The organism is Phenylobacterium sp., assembly GCF_030697305.1.
Classification (GTDB): Bacteria; Pseudomonadota; Alphaproteobacteria; order Caulobacterales; family Caulobacteraceae; genus Phenylobacterium.
Genome location: NZ_JAUYQL010000035.1, coordinates 11,923 through 27,364 on the forward strand (window position 1 = coordinate 11,923; position 15,442 = coordinate 27,364).

At 66.5% G+C, this 15,442-nt stretch carries 15 protein-coding genes and 1 pseudogene; 6 read left to right on the plus strand and 10 right to left on the minus strand.

Translation table 11 applies throughout. The features are described 5' to 3' along the window. Window positions 1–509 precede the first annotated feature (509 nt). Window positions 510–1,409, minus strand: a complete 900-nt coding sequence (locus Q8R27_RS03780; RefSeq protein WP_371134641.1) for a heme-binding protein — start codon at window positions 1,407–1,409, stop codon at window positions 510–512. Between the two features lie 223 nt (window positions 1,410–1,632). Continuing rightward, window positions 1,633–2,595: a TauD/TfdA family dioxygenase gene (locus Q8R27_RS03785; RefSeq protein ID WP_244386921.1), complete on the minus strand. Its 963-nt coding sequence runs from the start codon at window positions 2,593–2,595 to the stop codon at window positions 1,633–1,635. A 279-nt stretch (window positions 2,596–2,874) separates the two neighbouring features. Between Q8R27_RS03785 and Q8R27_RS03790 the strand changes: the two genes are divergently transcribed. From Q8R27_RS03790 to Q8R27_RS03800, 3 genes and pseudogenes are all read left to right on the plus strand, one after another. Next, complete coding sequence (locus tag Q8R27_RS03790; RefSeq protein WP_279613703.1) at window positions 2,875–3,132, plus strand: tripartite tricarboxylate transporter substrate-binding protein; 258 nt, start codon at window positions 2,875–2,877, stop codon at window positions 3,130–3,132. 10 nt (window positions 3,133–3,142) lie between these two features. Beyond that, window positions 3,143–3,673, plus strand: a pseudogene (locus Q8R27_RS03795) (Bug family tripartite tricarboxylate transporter substrate binding protein); the annotation flags it as partial. Continuing rightward, window positions 3,670–4,950 carry a Rieske 2Fe-2S domain-containing protein gene (locus Q8R27_RS03800; protein WP_244386922.1) on the plus strand — a complete coding sequence of 427 codons (1,281 nt, stop codon included), beginning with the start codon at window positions 3,670–3,672 and terminating at the stop codon, window positions 4,948–4,950. The pseudogene Q8R27_RS03795 and the gene Q8R27_RS03800, both read left to right, overlap by 4 nt. Window positions 4,951–5,072: 122 nt before the next feature. On the opposite strand, the gene Q8R27_RS03805 is transcribed toward Q8R27_RS03800, so the two are convergent. Together Q8R27_RS03805 and Q8R27_RS03810 are read right to left on the minus strand one after the other, a co-directional pair. Next, window positions 5,073–5,483 (minus strand): MarR family winged helix-turn-helix transcriptional regulator, encoded by a 411-nt coding sequence (locus Q8R27_RS03805; protein WP_305697759.1) that lies wholly within the window; start codon window positions 5,481–5,483, stop codon window positions 5,073–5,075. A gap of 51 nt (window positions 5,484–5,534) precedes the next feature. Further along, on the minus strand, window positions 5,535–5,813 hold the full coding sequence (locus Q8R27_RS03810) for a hypothetical protein (protein ID WP_305697760.1): 279 nt from the start codon (window positions 5,811–5,813) through the stop codon (window positions 5,535–5,537). 362 nt (window positions 5,814–6,175) lie between these two features. Between Q8R27_RS03810 and Q8R27_RS03815 the strand changes: the two genes are divergently transcribed. Next, complete coding sequence (locus Q8R27_RS03815) at window positions 6,176–6,610, plus strand: bacteriohemerythrin (RefSeq protein ID WP_070401265.1); 435 nt, start codon at window positions 6,176–6,178, stop codon at window positions 6,608–6,610. 281 nt (window positions 6,611–6,891) lie between these two features. On the opposite strand, the gene Q8R27_RS03820 is transcribed toward Q8R27_RS03815, so the two are convergent. The 5 genes from Q8R27_RS03820 to Q8R27_RS03840 form a co-directional block, all read right to left on the minus strand. After that, complete coding sequence (locus Q8R27_RS03820) at window positions 6,892–7,236, minus strand: hypothetical protein (RefSeq protein WP_244386925.1); 345 nt, start codon at window positions 7,234–7,236, stop codon at window positions 6,892–6,894. A gap of 295 nt (window positions 7,237–7,531) precedes the next feature. Further along, window positions 7,532–8,803 (minus strand): SulP family inorganic anion transporter, encoded by a 1,272-nt coding sequence (locus tag Q8R27_RS03825; protein ID WP_244386926.1) that lies wholly within the window; start codon window positions 8,801–8,803, stop codon window positions 7,532–7,534. After that, window positions 8,800–9,732, minus strand: a complete 933-nt coding sequence (locus Q8R27_RS03830) for a DmsC/YnfH family molybdoenzyme membrane anchor subunit (protein ID WP_305697761.1) — start codon at window positions 9,730–9,732, stop codon at window positions 8,800–8,802. The genes Q8R27_RS03825 and Q8R27_RS03830 overlap by 4 nt, the downstream gene beginning before the upstream one ends. After that, window positions 9,729–10,496 carry a 4Fe-4S dicluster domain-containing protein gene (locus tag Q8R27_RS03835; RefSeq protein ID WP_244386928.1) on the minus strand — a complete coding sequence of 256 codons (768 nt, stop codon included), beginning with the start codon at window positions 10,494–10,496 and terminating at the stop codon, window positions 9,729–9,731. Before Q8R27_RS03835 ends, Q8R27_RS03830 begins: the two co-directional genes overlap by 4 nt. Further along, a complete protein-coding gene (locus Q8R27_RS03840; protein WP_305697762.1) occupies window positions 10,493–13,402 on the minus strand; it encodes a molybdopterin oxidoreductase family protein in 2,910 nt (969 codons plus the stop codon). The genes Q8R27_RS03835 and Q8R27_RS03840 overlap by 4 nt, the downstream gene beginning before the upstream one ends. A gap of 52 nt (window positions 13,403–13,454) precedes the next feature. Between Q8R27_RS03840 and Q8R27_RS03845 the strand changes: the two genes are divergently transcribed. After that, entirely contained in the window at window positions 13,455–14,351 is an 897-nt protein-coding gene (locus tag Q8R27_RS03845) for a LysR family transcriptional regulator (protein ID WP_070401271.1), read from the plus strand. An 85-nt stretch (window positions 14,352–14,436) separates the two neighbouring features. Next, window positions 14,437–14,847, plus strand: coding sequence for a nitrate reductase associated protein (locus Q8R27_RS03850; protein ID WP_244386930.1), 411 nt, complete (start codon window positions 14,437–14,439; stop codon window positions 14,845–14,847). Window positions 14,848–15,064: 217 nt separating this feature from the next. On the opposite strand, the gene Q8R27_RS03855 is transcribed toward Q8R27_RS03850, so the two are convergent. Next, window positions 15,065–15,274: a hypothetical protein gene (locus Q8R27_RS03855; RefSeq protein ID WP_305697763.1), complete on the minus strand. Its 210-nt coding sequence runs from the start codon at window positions 15,272–15,274 to the stop codon at window positions 15,065–15,067. Window positions 15,275–15,442 lie beyond the last annotated feature (168 nt).

Here is a 15,442-nt window from a genome sequence, read left to right on the forward strand (position 1 = left end):
ACTTATCGCGTTGGCCGGCGTGCTAGCCGTCTGCGCCGCTATCGTGCAGAAAGCGCGTGCGAGCAGGCGCAAGGCGAAACTGGAGGAGATGCGCGACTCGGCCCTGTGGTGACTTACCACGACGGGGAATAGGCTGCTCGCAGTGAGCTACACACCCCAAATTCCGTCTGGCTTCGCATAAAGCGGAATTTACGCGCGTGAAGCCGCAGCCGTGGTGAGCTGGGTCGAGAGGTGCAGTAGGCAGCGGTACCGGGCGCCCAACTATCAGTCGACAAACAGACCTCGGGCGCGTTCGGTTCCGTGCTGTTGCGATAGGACCAGTTATCTGACTAGGCGGGCTGGAATGTTCCGCCGGGCTTGTGCGTCGGATCCTCTGTTCACCTTTCCATACCAGCAGAACCCGTGCTTTCCCCGCGTCGTTTCTTTTGTGCGCCAGAGAGGGTCTCGTACCTTGAGGCGGTCAGCTCCTTGCATAGTCCAGGATCTGCGCCAGCACGGTGCGCCTTGCCTCAAGGTTGTTGCGCCACAGCTTCGTCTCCGCCACGACGACCTGGCCGGGGTTCAGAACTCGAGATCGTCGTTGATGGCGGCGAGGCCTGACGCGCAGGCGTGATCGGCATCTCCGCCGGGCGCACCCGACACGCCGATACTGCCCACCAGTGAACCTGGACGGCGGAATCGATAGGCAGCCCACCGCCGATGGCGACCACGCGCGGCAGTTCCCGGATTCCCGAGGATACCTCCGTAGCCTGGGTGGCACGGGCGAACGCCAGGGTGTCCATCTTGAATGTGACCGCGGTATAGGCCTTGTTCATCGCAGTTTCCGGCGTATGCGGTCCAGGGAGGCGATCGCGCAGCATGACCAGGGGGTGGCCCGCACGGTCGCTGACTGCGACCGCCACTTGATAGCCTGTGCGCGCGCAACTTTGCAGGGCAGCCTGGGCGGCCCGCAACGCAGCCTCTGGGGTGAGGGACCGAAGCACGTGTTCCTCATGGCAGCGCGCGCCCTGGCCCCGTAGAACCTCGCACAGTGCTGTCCCCGGCACGCCGACAAACAACGGGGGGTAAGGGGGTAGTACGCCTGGGCGGCAGAAAAAGAGGCCTACCAGCCTGCCTCCAACCCGCACGAATTCCGCGAACCCCCGAAACTGCTCAAGAATTAGGCAGCACCTGGGCTCGCGAAATATCCGGGCTAGGTGTCGCCGTCGTCCTTCCTCGTGATGGCCAGCGGCGCGGCTCTGCCGCGCGGGCACTGGAGCGAGCGCGTAGGCAGCGCGCGCGTCGCCCCCACAGCTGTGCATCTGCCTGATTGCTGCCGTTGGCGTTCCAATGGGCGCCCCCACTGTTCCTGGGCGCGACGGTGGTCGGCGGATCGCCGCAGTTCTCCGCGCTGGCCGCCAGGCACGCATCCGCAGAAGATGTTGGCTCCGTCCTCATGGTACCAATTGCGTTCGCACTCACCATCGTGAGCATCGCCATCACCAACTGGATGCTGCAGCATGTGCCGGTGCAATGGTTGTTCATGCCGGTGGCGATCCGGCAGGCGATCGTGCTCATCGCTTCCGGCGAATGCTCAGGCAGGCGGACAGCCGAGCGCAAGTGCCGCGCTGAGCGGGCTCCTTGCGCGCAGGCTCACATCATCGCGCGCTCGAACGGTCGCAGCAGCTTCTTCTCGTCGGTGTCCTGCGACGGCGGCTGTGCCAGCTTCAGCGGGTTCTCCGGCTGAGGCTCGTAATCGCCGACTGGGCCATCCACGGGGCCGCCTTCCACGGTTAGCCGCGCCATGTTGCGGCGGTGCGGATAGTAGTCGTGCGGCGCGTAGTGCTGGGTGGACCGGTTGTCCCACATCACGATGGTGTGCGGCCTCCATTTCAAGCGCAGCTGGTAGTCGGGGACCATCGCCTGCCGATACAGAAAATTCAGGATGGTCTGGCCCTCGTCTTCCTTCAGCCCCTCAATGCCGACAGTGAACTGCGGATTCACGAATAGCACGCGACGTCCGGTCACCGGGTGGATGCGCACGATCGGGTGCATGGGGTTGGGAAATTCGTCCTCCAGCTCGATGAGCTTCATGCGCGCAGCCTTGGAGTCTGCGAACATGTGGCGCCAGGGCTTGAAGTCGTGCCGCGCCCGCAGCCGGTGGACGTACACCTTCATGGGCTCGCTCAGGCCGTCGTAAGCGGCCGTCATGCTGGCGAACACCGTCTCGCCGCCATAGGGTGGCACGACCTTAGCCCGCAGGATGGTGGCCATTGGCGGGCGGGCGCGGAATGTCTCGTCCGAATGCCACGAGTCGGTCGGCCCGGCGGGGTTGCGGCCGGAGTTGTCGAACTCGATCACCTCCGGCACGTCGGGCAGGTTCGTCGCGAACGGATGCGTGGACAGGTTGCCGAACCGCTTCGCGAACGCGATCTGGGCTTCGAGCGAAATGTCTTGGTCGCGAAAGACGAGCACCTCGTAGCGCGCGAGTGCGGCCTGCAACCCGTCGAAATCGGCTTGCGCCAGGGGCCGGCCCAAGTCAATGTTAGAGATCTCGGCCCCGATGTGCCCGTTCAGGGGCGTGGCAACGATGGCGCTGTTGTCTGTCTGGGTCATGTCGTGTCCGATGCGGAAGTGGGCGGATGCTACGTTCGGCTCTTGCCATTGACCAAGTCAATCGTCGCCTCCGCAGCGGAAAACGATTGTGCTCGTCAAGTGTCCCGCCACCGACGTGGCCGCTTGGAGCACATACTCTGCCAACAGGCTTTCCCACAGGAGACACTCGATGACGAATCGCAGGATGCTCGGTACGCTGCTCATGGCGTCGCTGGCCATGGTTTTCGGAACGCCGGCATTGCCGCAGGCTTACCCCGCACGGGCGGTGACGATAGGGGAGTGCCGGTGGTGGTCGAAGCGCGTCCGAGCGCGGGCGGATCGATCGGCGCTGCCCACGTCGCACGCAGTCCGGCCGACGGCTACACGCTGCTGCTGGCTACGCTTAGCCACGTCACCAATCCCGGACTGACGGCCGGCAAGAGCACCTGGCATCCGGCCGACGATTTCAGCGGCATCGTGGAACTCGTGAACGCGCCGGTGGTGGCGCTGGTGCCCGCATCGCTGCCGGTGCGGACGCTAAAGGAGTTCGTGGAGTAACGCGAAGCAGCGGCCGGGGCAGCTGAACTACCTGATGCCCGGCGTTGGAACCTCGATGCACCTCAACACCGAGATGCTAAGGCTGAGTTCTGGCATCGAACTGCAGCCCATTGCGTACAAGGGCGTGCCGCCGGGCATGCCCGATCTTCTGACGGGGCGCCTCGCGTTCGCCATGTCCCCCATGTCCGTCGCCCGCGGCCACGTCGCGAGCGGATCGCTGCGCGCCCTAGCGGTTGCTTCGCCGACCCGCGTGAAAGATCTGCCCGACGTGCCCACCTTCGCCGAAGCGGGTTTCCCCGATGCGCAGGTCGTGTCTTGGTACGCTCTCGTCGCGCCGTCGAAGACGCCAGCAGCCGTTCGGCAGCGGCTGAATGAGGAATTCACGAAGGCACTCGCGGATCCAGGCGTGCGCGATCGTCTCGCGCAAGCCGGCGCCATGATCTCCGACCGGAGCACCCCGGAGCAGGTGGACACCATGCTCAAGCAGCAAACGGTTCGTTGGGAACAAGCGCTGAAGAAAATCAAGATCGACAAGGAATGAACGCGGCGTCGCGCCCGAGTGGGAAAACGATGAAAGCGGAAGAGAACGACCTGCTCACGCGGACTGACGCGGGCACGGCCATGGGCGAACTGATGCGGGAGTTCTGGATGCCCGCGCTGCTCTCCAAGGAGCTGCCGGCGCCTGACGCCCCCCCAGCGCGCGTGCGGCTGCTTGGCGAGGATCTCGTCGCGTTTCGCGACAGCAGCGGGCGGGTCGGCCTACTCGACGCCTTTTGCCCGCATCGCAGGGCGGAGCTTTACTTCGGCCGCAACGAGGCGGGGGGCCTGCGCTGCATCTACCACGGCTGGAAGTTCGATGCCGGCGGAAGGTGCGTGGATGTCCCGACCGACAGCTGCACCCCGGCGCAGATGCAACGACTCTCCACCACGGCTTACCCGACGCAGGAGCGGGGCGGCATCGTATGGGCATGGATGGGAAAAGGCGAGCCGCATGCGCTGCCCCCGGCCCTGGCGTTCACTTTGGTTCCTGGCGAGCACACGTATGTCTCCAAGTGCCTGATGCGCTGCAACTACCTGCAGGCGCTCGAAGGCAGCATCGACTACTCGCACATCTCCTTCCTGCACAAGGAAGGAGAGACCAGCTCCGACGTATTCGGCATCGGCGACATGATCCGTTATTCGGACGAGGACGGACGTCCAACGCTGTTCGCCGAGCGCACCGACTACGGTTTGCAGATCGGCGCGCGCCGTGACGCCGGTGCGGAGAACGCGTACTGGCGTGTCGCGCGGTGGCTGTTGCCGTGCTTCGTGATCGTGCCCACGGCGCCGGGCAACGTGAGCCGCATCAACCTGTTCATTCCGATCGACGACGAGAACTGCTGGTGGTACCGGATTCGCTGGCACCAGGACCGGCCGCTGACCGCTGCCGAACTGGATAGCTACAGGGATGTCGGCGAGGACTATGCACCGCTGGTGCCCGGTTCCTACCTTCCGCGCGGGTCGCGCGAGAACGATTACCTGCAGGACCGTGCTTTGCAGCGGCGTGCGTCCTTCACCGGTATTCGCAGCGCGCAGCTGCAAGATCTGGCGGTGCAGGAGAGCCAGGGACGCGTGCATGATCGCTCCCGCGAGAAGCTGATGCCTTCCGACATGCCCATGGCGCAATGCCGCCGTATGCTGCTGGAGGCGGTGCGCAGCCATCAAAGCGAGCGGCAGTTGCCGCCGTCCGCCAGCCGCCCTGAGTTGTTCGGCGGCTATGCATCTGCGGTCACCAGACCGCGCCGCATGACGTTCGACGAAGTGCGTTCAAGCCTCTGACGCACTTGGGGGACACGGGCCCAAGGCTACCTGTCGCGAGTGAGAAGAGCTGCCTGCCGCTCCAGCTTCGTCAGCAGTTCGAAGAGGAATGACGCCTCGTCGTGGGTCAGGCACTCTGCGAGCTAACGGTTGTAAGCCGCAGCCATCAGCTTGGCTTTGCCGTGGATCTGGACACCGTCGTCGGTCAGGCGCAGGCACACCAGGCGTTTGTTGCCCGGGGAGCGTCGCTTGTCCACCAGCCCACGCGAATGCATGTCGGCGACGGTCCGGCTCGCCACGACCACGTCGATGCCCGCGTCCGCCGCCAGGGCCTTCAGGCTCGCATCCGGCGTGCGGGCGAGGTACGCCAGGAGCCTCCATTCGCGGCGGGAGATTCCGAGTTCCCGCTTGTACATGTCGTCCGTCCCACGCAGGCCGACGTGCGTGATACGAAAAAGCCGGTACAGCAGGAAATCCTCGATTTCCTGCGGGTCCTTCAGAGTTGGCTTGCCTTGTGCGCCGACAGGTGCCGGGCGCGAGGGTGGGATGCTCACAGGGGGATTTTCGCGCACGTTTCAGCCAGCGCACGAAGGGCAGCGCCGGCGTCACGACACGGCCTGGTAGTAGATGTTCTGCGGATGGCGCGCCTGGGCGAAGAAGAACCAGCGCTCGGCCAGCAGGCCGGCCGCCTGCGAGGCCAGCGCCAGCAGCCAGGCCAGCGCCGAGCCCGACAGCAGCGCCCAGGCGAGCAGCAGGAGGGGAAGCCCGAAGCCCAGCACCTGGAAGCCCACCCGGGCCATGCGCACTGCGCGGGCCGAGGCGCCGTGGACGAACTCGCGCGTTTTGAACGAGCCGCCGGTCATGCCCATCGACTTCTGCACCACCCGCGCCGCATTGATGCCGGTGGCGGTCTGCGTGGTGGACTTCAGGCCGGCAGTGGTGACCAGCTCTCAAGTGCACGTTCGAGTGCAAACCTCCTTCACACTCGATCCCGGCCGCAGCGCAGGAAGACTCGGATGGCGTGTGCCTGTAGCCTCTATTGATACGGACCGTTCCCGGCCCGTGCCCTCCAGCAGCTCGCCACGGACGAGCGCCCCCTTTTGAAAGCGCAAAGGGAATCGCGCGGGAACCGCTGCTAGGAGGAGTGCAGTTCGCCAGCCGCACTGCAGGAGCTCCGCATGGCTTGCCTCGGCTGCGACGAGCTGCGGCTGAGGCAGCCCGGCACGACTCGTGGTCCAATTACGCTATGGACAAATCCGAACTCAAGCTGGGAGAGGAAACCCTTGACCGCGACCACGAAGAGTTGCACGCGCTCATCACGCGCCTGCTGGGCGCATCCGCGGACGACATGGTGCCTGCCCTCGACGCATTGCGCGCGCACGCGGCGCAGCACTTCGCCATGGAGGACGAGCACCTGCGCGACATGAAGGATGGCAACTCGAAGTGCCACTTGGACGAACATGCCAACGTGCTGAAGTCCTTCGATGAAGTCCGGGAGGTGCTGGTCGGCGCCGCCCATCCGCCCGAAATGAAGCAGCGGGTGGTGCAGAGCCTATCCGTGGAACTGCTCGATTGGCTGCCGCACCACGTCCAGGAGATGGATGCCGGCGTTGCAACCTATCGTTCGAAGCAGCGCTTCGGCGGAGCGCCCGTTCAGATCAGCCGCCGCCCAAAGGCCTGAGCTCGCGCGCCCGCGGCGCGAATTCCTTCGGCGGGCCAGCCTGCTTGGGAAGAACGGGTACGGTGGCAAGAGCCGGGTTCCTTGGTCGCTGACTATCGCAAGCAGCAAGTGGACCGGACACGCGGCACCTCAGATCCACGGGAATCTTATGTTGCTGCAGAACTGCCGCAGCGTGCATGCACAGGCTAAGGGTTGCTGTGATCTGACGGGCGGCCAGCAGGTCGGCCTGCAGCACGTCCTTCCGTTGCCAATGCGGTAGCCAGCGCCCGAAGGGCAGCGGGTCACGACACGCTCTGGTAGTAGATGTTCTGCGGATTGCGCGCCTGGGCGAAGAAGAACCAGCGCTCGGCCAGCAGGCCGGCCGCCTGCGAGGCCAGCGCCAGCAGCCTGGCCAGCGCCGAGCCGGACAGCAGCGCCCAGGCGAGCAGCCCTGGAAGCCCACCCGGGCCACGCGCACTGCGGGGGCCGGGGCGCCGTGGAAGAACTCGCGCGTGTTGAACGAGCCGCCGGTCATGCCCATCGACTTCTGCACCACCCGCGCCGCATTGATGCCGGTGGCGGTCCGCGTGGTGGACTTGGGCTTGAGCCGCGCATTGCGGCGCAGCGACAGCGTGCGGGTGAACCACGCCGGTGCTCTCGTTGGCCGAAGTTGCATCTGACGCGCATCTCGTTGCGCGCGGCAATTTCACGGTTGCTGGTGGTGCTCTCCAGCTACAGACCGCGCCTCGGTTTTAGCCGGTAAATCGCAAAACCGGACGCGTCTAGATGAACAAAGCCCCGGTCGGCTGTTCAGCGTTTTACTGCCGGACGCGGTACTGGATAAGCCGCAGGGCCATGCGATGCGGGACGCCGGGCTGCGGGAATCAAGCAGCTCCTGCCGGCGGCCGTGAAGTACGTGTCCGCGGCCGAGTTGCCTCCCCCCTACAAGCTCCCACTCCCCGTCTCCGGGCCCGCCAGCCGCCGCGACACCCAGGCCGTCGCCAGTCCGAGGAGGATCGCCCACTCCAGCGACAGCGTCACCGTCCCGGCGAAGGTCACGACCATCGGCAGCCGGTCGACCGGCTCATGCTTCCATAGGTGCCGGATCTCGCGCGGGTTCACCAGCCCCCACGCCACGACCACCAGCAGCCCCCCGATTACCGCCAGCGGAAGCCAGCGCGCCCAGGGCGCGACAAAGGACAGGATCACGATCAGCAGCACGGCGGCGCTGACCGCCGCCAGCGGCGTGCGGGCGCCGGCCGCCACGTTCACGCCGGAGCGGTTGAATGAACCGCTGGCTGGATACGATGAGAAGAAGGAGCCGGTCAGGTTGGCCAGCCCCTGGCCGACCAGTTCCTGGTTGCCGTCGAAAGGCTCGTTGGCGCGCCGCGCGAACGCCTTGGCGATCGCCATCGCCTCGGTCACCGCCAGCAGCGTCATCACCAGCGCCGGCAGCACCAGGTTCGGCACCTGGCGCAAGTCGGGCAGCGACAGCGGCGGCAGCGCCCCCGGCAGCGCCTCCACGGTGGCCGGCTGCGCGCCCAGCAGGCCGGCGGCGAGCCAGGTGATGGCGGTGCCGCCGATCACTGCCATCAGGATCGGCGGTATCCAGCGGCTGCGCCGCAGCGCCGCCAAATTGATCAGGATGGTGGCCATGGCGGCGATCACCGGTAGCGCCTGGATGGACTGCCCGGTCGTGAATACCACCCGCAGCGTCTGCGCCACCGATAGCCCGCGCGGCAGGTCGAGTCCGAGCAGCGTGCCGACTTGGCTGTTGACGATCAGCACGGCGGCGCCGGCGGTGAAGCCGGCGATCACCGCATGCGGCACCAGCTCAACCCACTTGCCGACGCGCGCCATCCCCAGCAGCAACTGCAGCGCCCCCACCACGAACGTGAGCGTGAGCACCAGGCCCACGTACTGCGAACTGCCCACCGCCGCCAGCGGTGCCACCAGCGCCATGGTGGTGAGCGAGATGGCATTGGCCGGCCCCGTCACCATCAGGCGGCTGCTGCCGAACAGCGCGGCGATCACGCACGGCATCATCGCCGCATAGAGGCCGTAGGCGGGCGGCATGCCCGCCAGCGTGGCGAAGGCCACGCCCTGGGGCAGCACCACGATGGCCCCGGTCAGGCCGGCCAGCAGGTCCGCCCGCAGCACGTCCTTCTGCCGCCACTGCGGCAGCCAGCGCAAGAAGGGCAGCGCCGGCGTCACGACACTGCCTGGTAGTAGATATTCTGCGGATGCCGTGCCTGCGCAAAGAAGAACCAGCGTTCCGCCAGCAGGCCTGCCGCCTGAGATCCCAGCGCCAGCAGCCACGCCAGCGCCGAGCCGCTCAGCAGTGCCCAGGCAAGCAGCAGGATCGGCAGTGCGAAGGCCAGCACCTGAAAGCCTGTCCGCGCCATGCGCATTGCGTGTGCCGAAGCCCCATGGAAGAACTCGCGCGTATTGAAGGAGCCTCCCGTCATGCCCATGGACTTCTGCACCACCCGCGCCGCCTGGATGCCGGTCGCCGTCTGGGTGGTGGACTTCGGCTTCAGCCGCGCATTGCGGCGCAGCGACAGCGCGCGGGTGAACCACGCCAGCGCCGTGGCCGCCAGCGCCCAGGGGGCGATGTCGGAGGCGAACCCGGGTTCCCCGGCCATTACCGCCAGCGCGCCGGCGGTGACAAAGCCGGAGGCGAGGCCGAGCGTCGTGTAGTTCACCACCGTGAGCGGATGCGCCCATTCCTGGATGAAGCGGATGCAGGCATAGATCATCGCGGTGCAGTACCACAGGAGCACGGCGCCCACGATCGCCATTCCGGCGAGCCAGTGCGGCGCCACCGCGTCGCGCTGCGCCAGTGTGGCCAGCAGGGCCCAGCCGCCTACCAGCGCGATGAACGCCGGCAGCACGATCACCTCGCGCGACATCCAGGAGGTGCGCCACATCAGCACCGTACGCCAGGCGCGCAGCGGATGCCCCAGATGGAAGAAGGAGGCGACCAGGGCCACCAGCAACATGCCGGTGGCCGCCCAAAGCATGGGGGCGAGCGCCGTAGCCGGCGCGATCCCGGCCAGAGTGGCCAACGCCAGTGCCACCACCATCCCCTGGGCGGCGCCGGCGATCGTGGTGAAAAGGATGATCGAGAGGGCTGGCTTCATCGGGCGTCTTTTTCCATTGCACCGCTGCCTGGCTTGTGCTTGCCGGACGCCGGCTCGCCGTTCAGGAAATCGCCCAGCCGGAAATTCGGCTGCGCCTGCGGCACCGTGCTTAGGGTGATCTGGCGCGGAAGGTAGTGGTTGGCCGGCTGGGTCTCCCACTCAGGCATCAACTGGTAGCCGCCACGCTCGCGGATCGCCTGCGAAACCTCGGAGTCCGGATCCTTGACGTCGCCGAACAGGCGGGCGCCAGTCGGACAGGCCTTCACGCAGGCCGGCTTGCGGTCCTGCGGCGGCAGCAGCTCGTCGTAGATGCGGTCCACACACAGGGTGCACTTGGTCATCACCTTGCGTTCCTCGTCGAACTCACGGGCGCCGTAGGGGCAGGCCCAGCTGCAATATTTGCAGCCGATGCACTTGTCGTAGTCCACCAGCACGATACCGTCGCTCTTGCGCTTGTAGCTGGCACCGGTAGGGCAGACAGGCACGCAGGGTGGGTCCTCGCAGTGCAGGCAGCTCTTGGGGAAGTGGATGGTCTGCGTATCCGGGTAGCTATCGGCCTCGAAGGTCTGGACCCGGTTGAAGAAGGTGCCGGTGGGCCGCTCGCCGTAAGCATTCAGGTCCGTCAGCGGGCCGGCCGCGCCCGAGGTGTTCCACTCCTTGCACGAGGTGACGCAGGCATGGCAGCCGACGCAGACATTCAGGTCGATGACCAGAGCAAGCTGCTTGGCCAGTGTTTCGGGGGCTGGCTGGACTGGGTTGTTCATGGCTTCCTGGGAACGAGGTAGGCAAGCACCTTGCGGGCGCCCCCGAGCACGCCTGGGGCGCTCGGCACGGTTGCAATCTGGGGGAAGGTTTCCGCTGGTTCTTCGGGCGCCGCCGGGCGCAGGTTCACCCGCACGTCGTACCAGCCGGCTTGGCCGGTGACCGGGTCGGAGTTGCTGATGTGTCCACCGGCAAAGGGCAGCTCCTCGGTGATCAGGTGATTGAGCAGGAAGCCCTTGCGTGACTCGTCGGCGGCAGGCGCCAACTGCCAGGCGCCGGAACCCTTGCCGATCGCGTTCCAAGTCCAGACCGTGCCCGGCTCCACCGCATCGCTGTAGCGCAGCATGCAGCGCAGCTCTCCCCAGGCGCTGGTCACCCAGGCCCAGCCGCCGTCCTCGATGCCAGCTTCCTGCGCGGTGCGCGGGTTCACGTACAGGTAGTTGTGGCTGTGGATCTGGCGCAGCCAGGCGTTCTGCGAATCCCAGGAGTGGTACATCGCCATCGGCCGCTGGGTGATCGCCGCCAGGGGGTAGCGGTCGGCGTCGATGCAGGCGGTCTCCAGCGGCGCATACCAGAACGGCAGCGGATCGAAGTAGGTGGCGATGCGCTCGCGCAGGTGCTCCGGCGGCTGGCGGCCCTTGCTCTTGCCCTGCGCGGCCAGCCGGAAGGCCTGCAGCGTGTCCGAGTAGATGGCCAGCTGCACCGGGTCGTTGCGCTGCCGCCAACCCTTGTCCTTGGCGAAGTCCAGGTAAGGCTGGTTCCAGTTGCGCATGTACTGCTGGTCTTCCGGCATGTGGTACTGGAAAACGCAGTTGTTCCTGGCGTACATCTCCCACTGCCGGGGGTTGGGATCGCCACGCAGGTGCTCAGTGCCGTCCTTGCCGCGCCAGCCCATGAGAAAGCCCACGCCCGGCTGGGCCTGGAAGTTGACGACGAAGTCGGGATAGTCCTTGAACTTGCGCGTGCCGTCCTCTCGGGTGAAGGCGGGGAATTTCAGGCGCGAGGCCAGCTCGATCAGCACCTCCTGGAACGGCTTGCAGTTCCCGGTGGGCTCCACCACGGGGACGCGCACGGAATCCACCGGACCGTCGTACTCCGAGATCGGCCGGTCCAGCATGCTCATGACGTCGTGCCGCTCGAGATAGGTAGTGTCCGGCAGCACCAGGTCGGCGAAGGCGACCATCTCGCTCTGGAAGGCATCGCACACCACCAGGAACGGAATCTTGTAGTTGCCGTCCTCCCCGCGCGCGTTGAGCTTCTTGCGCACCTCCATGGTGTTCATGGTGGAGTTCCACGCCATGTTCGCCATGAAGATCAACAGTGTGTCGATCTCGTAGGGGTCACCGCGCACCGCGTTGGTGATGACGTTGTGCATCATCCCGTGGGCCGACAGCGGGTGCTCCCAGGAGAACGCGTGATCGATGCGCAGCGGCGTTCCGTCCTCGTGCACCGCCAATTCGTCGGGGCCGGCGGGAAAACCCAATGGCGCCGCGTTCAGCGGCGTGTTGGGCTTGATCATGGACGGGTCGTTGAAGGCCCGGTAGTTCGGCACGATGTGGCGCGGGTACGGCGCCTTGTGGCGGAAGCCGCCGGGCGCGTCGATGGTGCCCAGCACGCTCATGAGCACCGCCAGCGCGCGCACCGTCTGGAACCCGTTGGAATGCGCCGCCAGCCCGCGCATGGCGTGGAAGGCCACCGGCCGCCCTTGGGTGGTGGGGTGCCGCTTCCCCCACGCATCGGTCCACGGAATGGGAAGTTCGAAGGCCTGGTGCAGCGCCGTCTCCCCCACTTCGCGCGCCAGCTGGCGGATGCGCTCGGACGGGATGCCAGTGATGTCCTCTGCCCACTCGGGCGTGGTGTCGGCAACGCGGTCTCGCAACAGCTGGAAGGCTGGCGCCACACGCGTCCCGTCCGCCAGCTTGTAGTGGCCCTCCAGCGCCAGTTGGCGCCCTTCCTCCACGCCTTCCGGATAGGCCTGCACCACCCGGCCGCTGGCCAGGTCCCATGCCAGCTTGTTGTGCGGGTGGCGGCCGTCGCCGGGCGGGCCGGCGGCGGGATCGAAGGCGAACAGGCCTTCGCGCTCGCCCTCGTCCAGCACCACCAGTTGCGGCGCATTGGTGAACCGCTGCAGGAAGGACCGGTCGACCAGGCCTTGCGCGAGCAGTTCGTGCAGCAGCGCCATGAACAGTGCGCCGTCGGTGCCGGGGCGGATCGGAATCCACTCGTCGGCGATCGCCGAATAGCCGGTGCGCACGGGGTTGATCGAGATGAAGCGGCCGCCCTTGCGCTTGAAGTCGCCCAAGGCGATCTTCATCGGGTTGCTGTGGTGGTCTTCCGCGGTGCCTATCATCACGAACAGCTTGGCGCGATCCAGGTCCGGGCCGCCGAACTCCCAGAAGCTGCCGCCGACCGAATAGATCATGCCGGCAGCCATGTTCACCGAACAGACGCCGCCGTGCGCCGCATAGTTCGGTGTGCCGAACTGGCGCGCGAACAGGCCGGTGAGGGCCTGCATCTGGTCGCGCCCGGTGAACAGGGCGAACTTCTTCGGATCGGTGGCGCGGATACGGCCCAGGCGCTCGGTGAGCAGCTCGTAGGCGCGCTCCCAGGAGATCGGCTCGAACTCACCCTCGCCCCGCTCGCTGCCTGGCCTGCGCAGAAGCGGCTGCGTCAGGCGCGCAGGCGATACCTGCTTCATGATTCCCGCGCTGCCCTTGGCGCAGATCACGCCCTTGTTGATCGGGTGGTCGGGATTGCCGTCGATGTACCGGACCTGCCCGTCGCGCAGGTGCACGCGTATGCCGCAGCGGCAGGCACACATGTAGCACGTAGTCGTCTTGACCTCGGTGTCCGCGGTGCTGCTCGCGGTTGCATCGTGCACCGGCTCGCTGGAGAGGAACTTGAACATAAGCTTATGCTAGACAGCGCACAGATTCGTGTGCCGCATAATTCCGGTTGCAGTGAATCAGAAAATCGATCAGAGACTGAAGCTCACGCTGCGCCAGCTGGAGGTGTTCGCGGCGGTGGCGCGCGGCGGCACGACGCGGGCCGCGGCTGACGAGATCTCGCGCTCGCAGTCGGCCGCGAGTAACGCGCTCGGCGAGCTGGAGGCCGTGCTTGGTGCGCAGCTCTTCGACCGGGTGGGCAAGAAGCTGGTCATCAACGAGAATGGGCGGGCCCTGCTGCCGCGCGCGGCCGGAATCCTGGAGCAGGCGGTGGAGACGGAAGCCCTGTTCACCGCGGCCCATGCGGCGTCGCTGCGGCTGGCCGCCAGCTACACGATCGGCGAGTACCTGCTCCCGGTGCTGATCGCCAGGTGGAAGCAGGCGAACCCGCGCAGCCACGTGCTGCTGGATATCGCCAACACGCATGACGTGTTCGAGCGGGTCGCCTCGTTCCGCTCCGACATCGGTTTCATCGAGGGGACCCACAGCCACCCGGAGCTCTCGGTCAGCAAGTGGCGCAGCGATGAGATCGTCGTGGTCGCCGCCGCTGGCCACCCGTTGGCGGAACGCCGCGCCGGCGCACGCCAGCTGAACCATGCCACCTGGGTCCTGCGCGAACCCGGCTCTGGCACTCGGGAAGCCTCGGACCGCTGGCTGATCCCGCATCTGACACAGATGGAGGTGGAGCTCGAGCTGGGGAGCAACGAGGCGGTCAAGCGCGTCGTGGCCGCAGGACTGGGCCTGGGGTGCCTGTCCCGGCTGGCGGTGAAGGAGGCGATCGCCGAGGGGTGGCTGGTGGAGCTTGCCACCACCCTGCCCCCGATGCAGCGCACCCTTTCCATCGTGCTGCACCGGGCGAAGAAGCTGGGCGCCGCAGCCGAAGGGTTCCTGCGCCACTGCACGACGGACTGACACGGCCCGAGGACGATCGATTATTCAGGTCAATGCGACCTGAATATTGCGTTCTCGAACTTCAGGCGGGCGCTATGCTGTCCGTATGCGACCCGACGTGGGGCCCACCGCCTGCCTCTCCTTCGAACCCGACGAAGCTCGCCGCCTGCTGTGGCTGCCGCTCGCTGTGCGCCACAAGCTGGACGGCTGCGGACTGCGGCTGTCGCTGCTCGAGTGGCAAGCGCTGCCGCTGGACACGCGTGCGGAACTGCTGCACCTGCCTGCCGGGGCGGACTTCGCGCTGTGCGCGCTCCACGCCGGCGCCAGCCGCGACACGCGCCTGCGGCAACCGGTGCGCCTGGAGGCTTACGAGGTCGCCCAGGCGCTGGACTGCGATGCCGCCGCAGCCGGTGCTTGGCTCGCGGCTGCGACGCCGTTTGCGCACTATGTTCTCAGCAGGCGGAATCGGGCTGAAACTTGGGTGGCCGCCGGCGGAGTGGGGCTCGCTGCGCGGTGAAGGGGACGCGTACAAGCGCGAATCAGTGCGGCGGCCGATCCCAAGCAACGCGAACGCGAGCTGGAGGCGGAACTGAGCGAGCTCACCTCCTCGTTCCTCACTGCAGAAGCCTTCAGCGTGGAGGACAATCATCGACCCGCGTGACACGCGGCGGTAGTGTGCCGCCTCATCGATGCACGCGCAGTCGCGCATGCACAGGTTCCTCATGCGTGCGGACTCAACGTCCCAGCAGGGCTGAGGCGGCGATGCTGACGCCGGTGGCGAGAAGCAACACGCACACGATCCTGAGCACCGTCTCGCGTCGCCAGCGGGGGGGATAGCGTCGCAGCAGCCAGGACGTCCCCAGCACCGCAGGGGCGGCGAGCAGGATCATCTTCAGCGCAAGCAGGCTGAACTGTCCCGTTGCCAGGACGACGACAATCCGCATCACGCTCATCGTGGTCAGCGCGGCGACCAGGGGTCTCCTCGTTTTCAGTGCAATAAGTGACGGTACGAAAAGCTAGCACTGGCGCGGAGGTGGTGTTGGTAGATCGTTGATTTCATTGACTTTCCTGTTCACTTTCAAATCTGCGATTCGTGGCGTCAAACCGTGGTC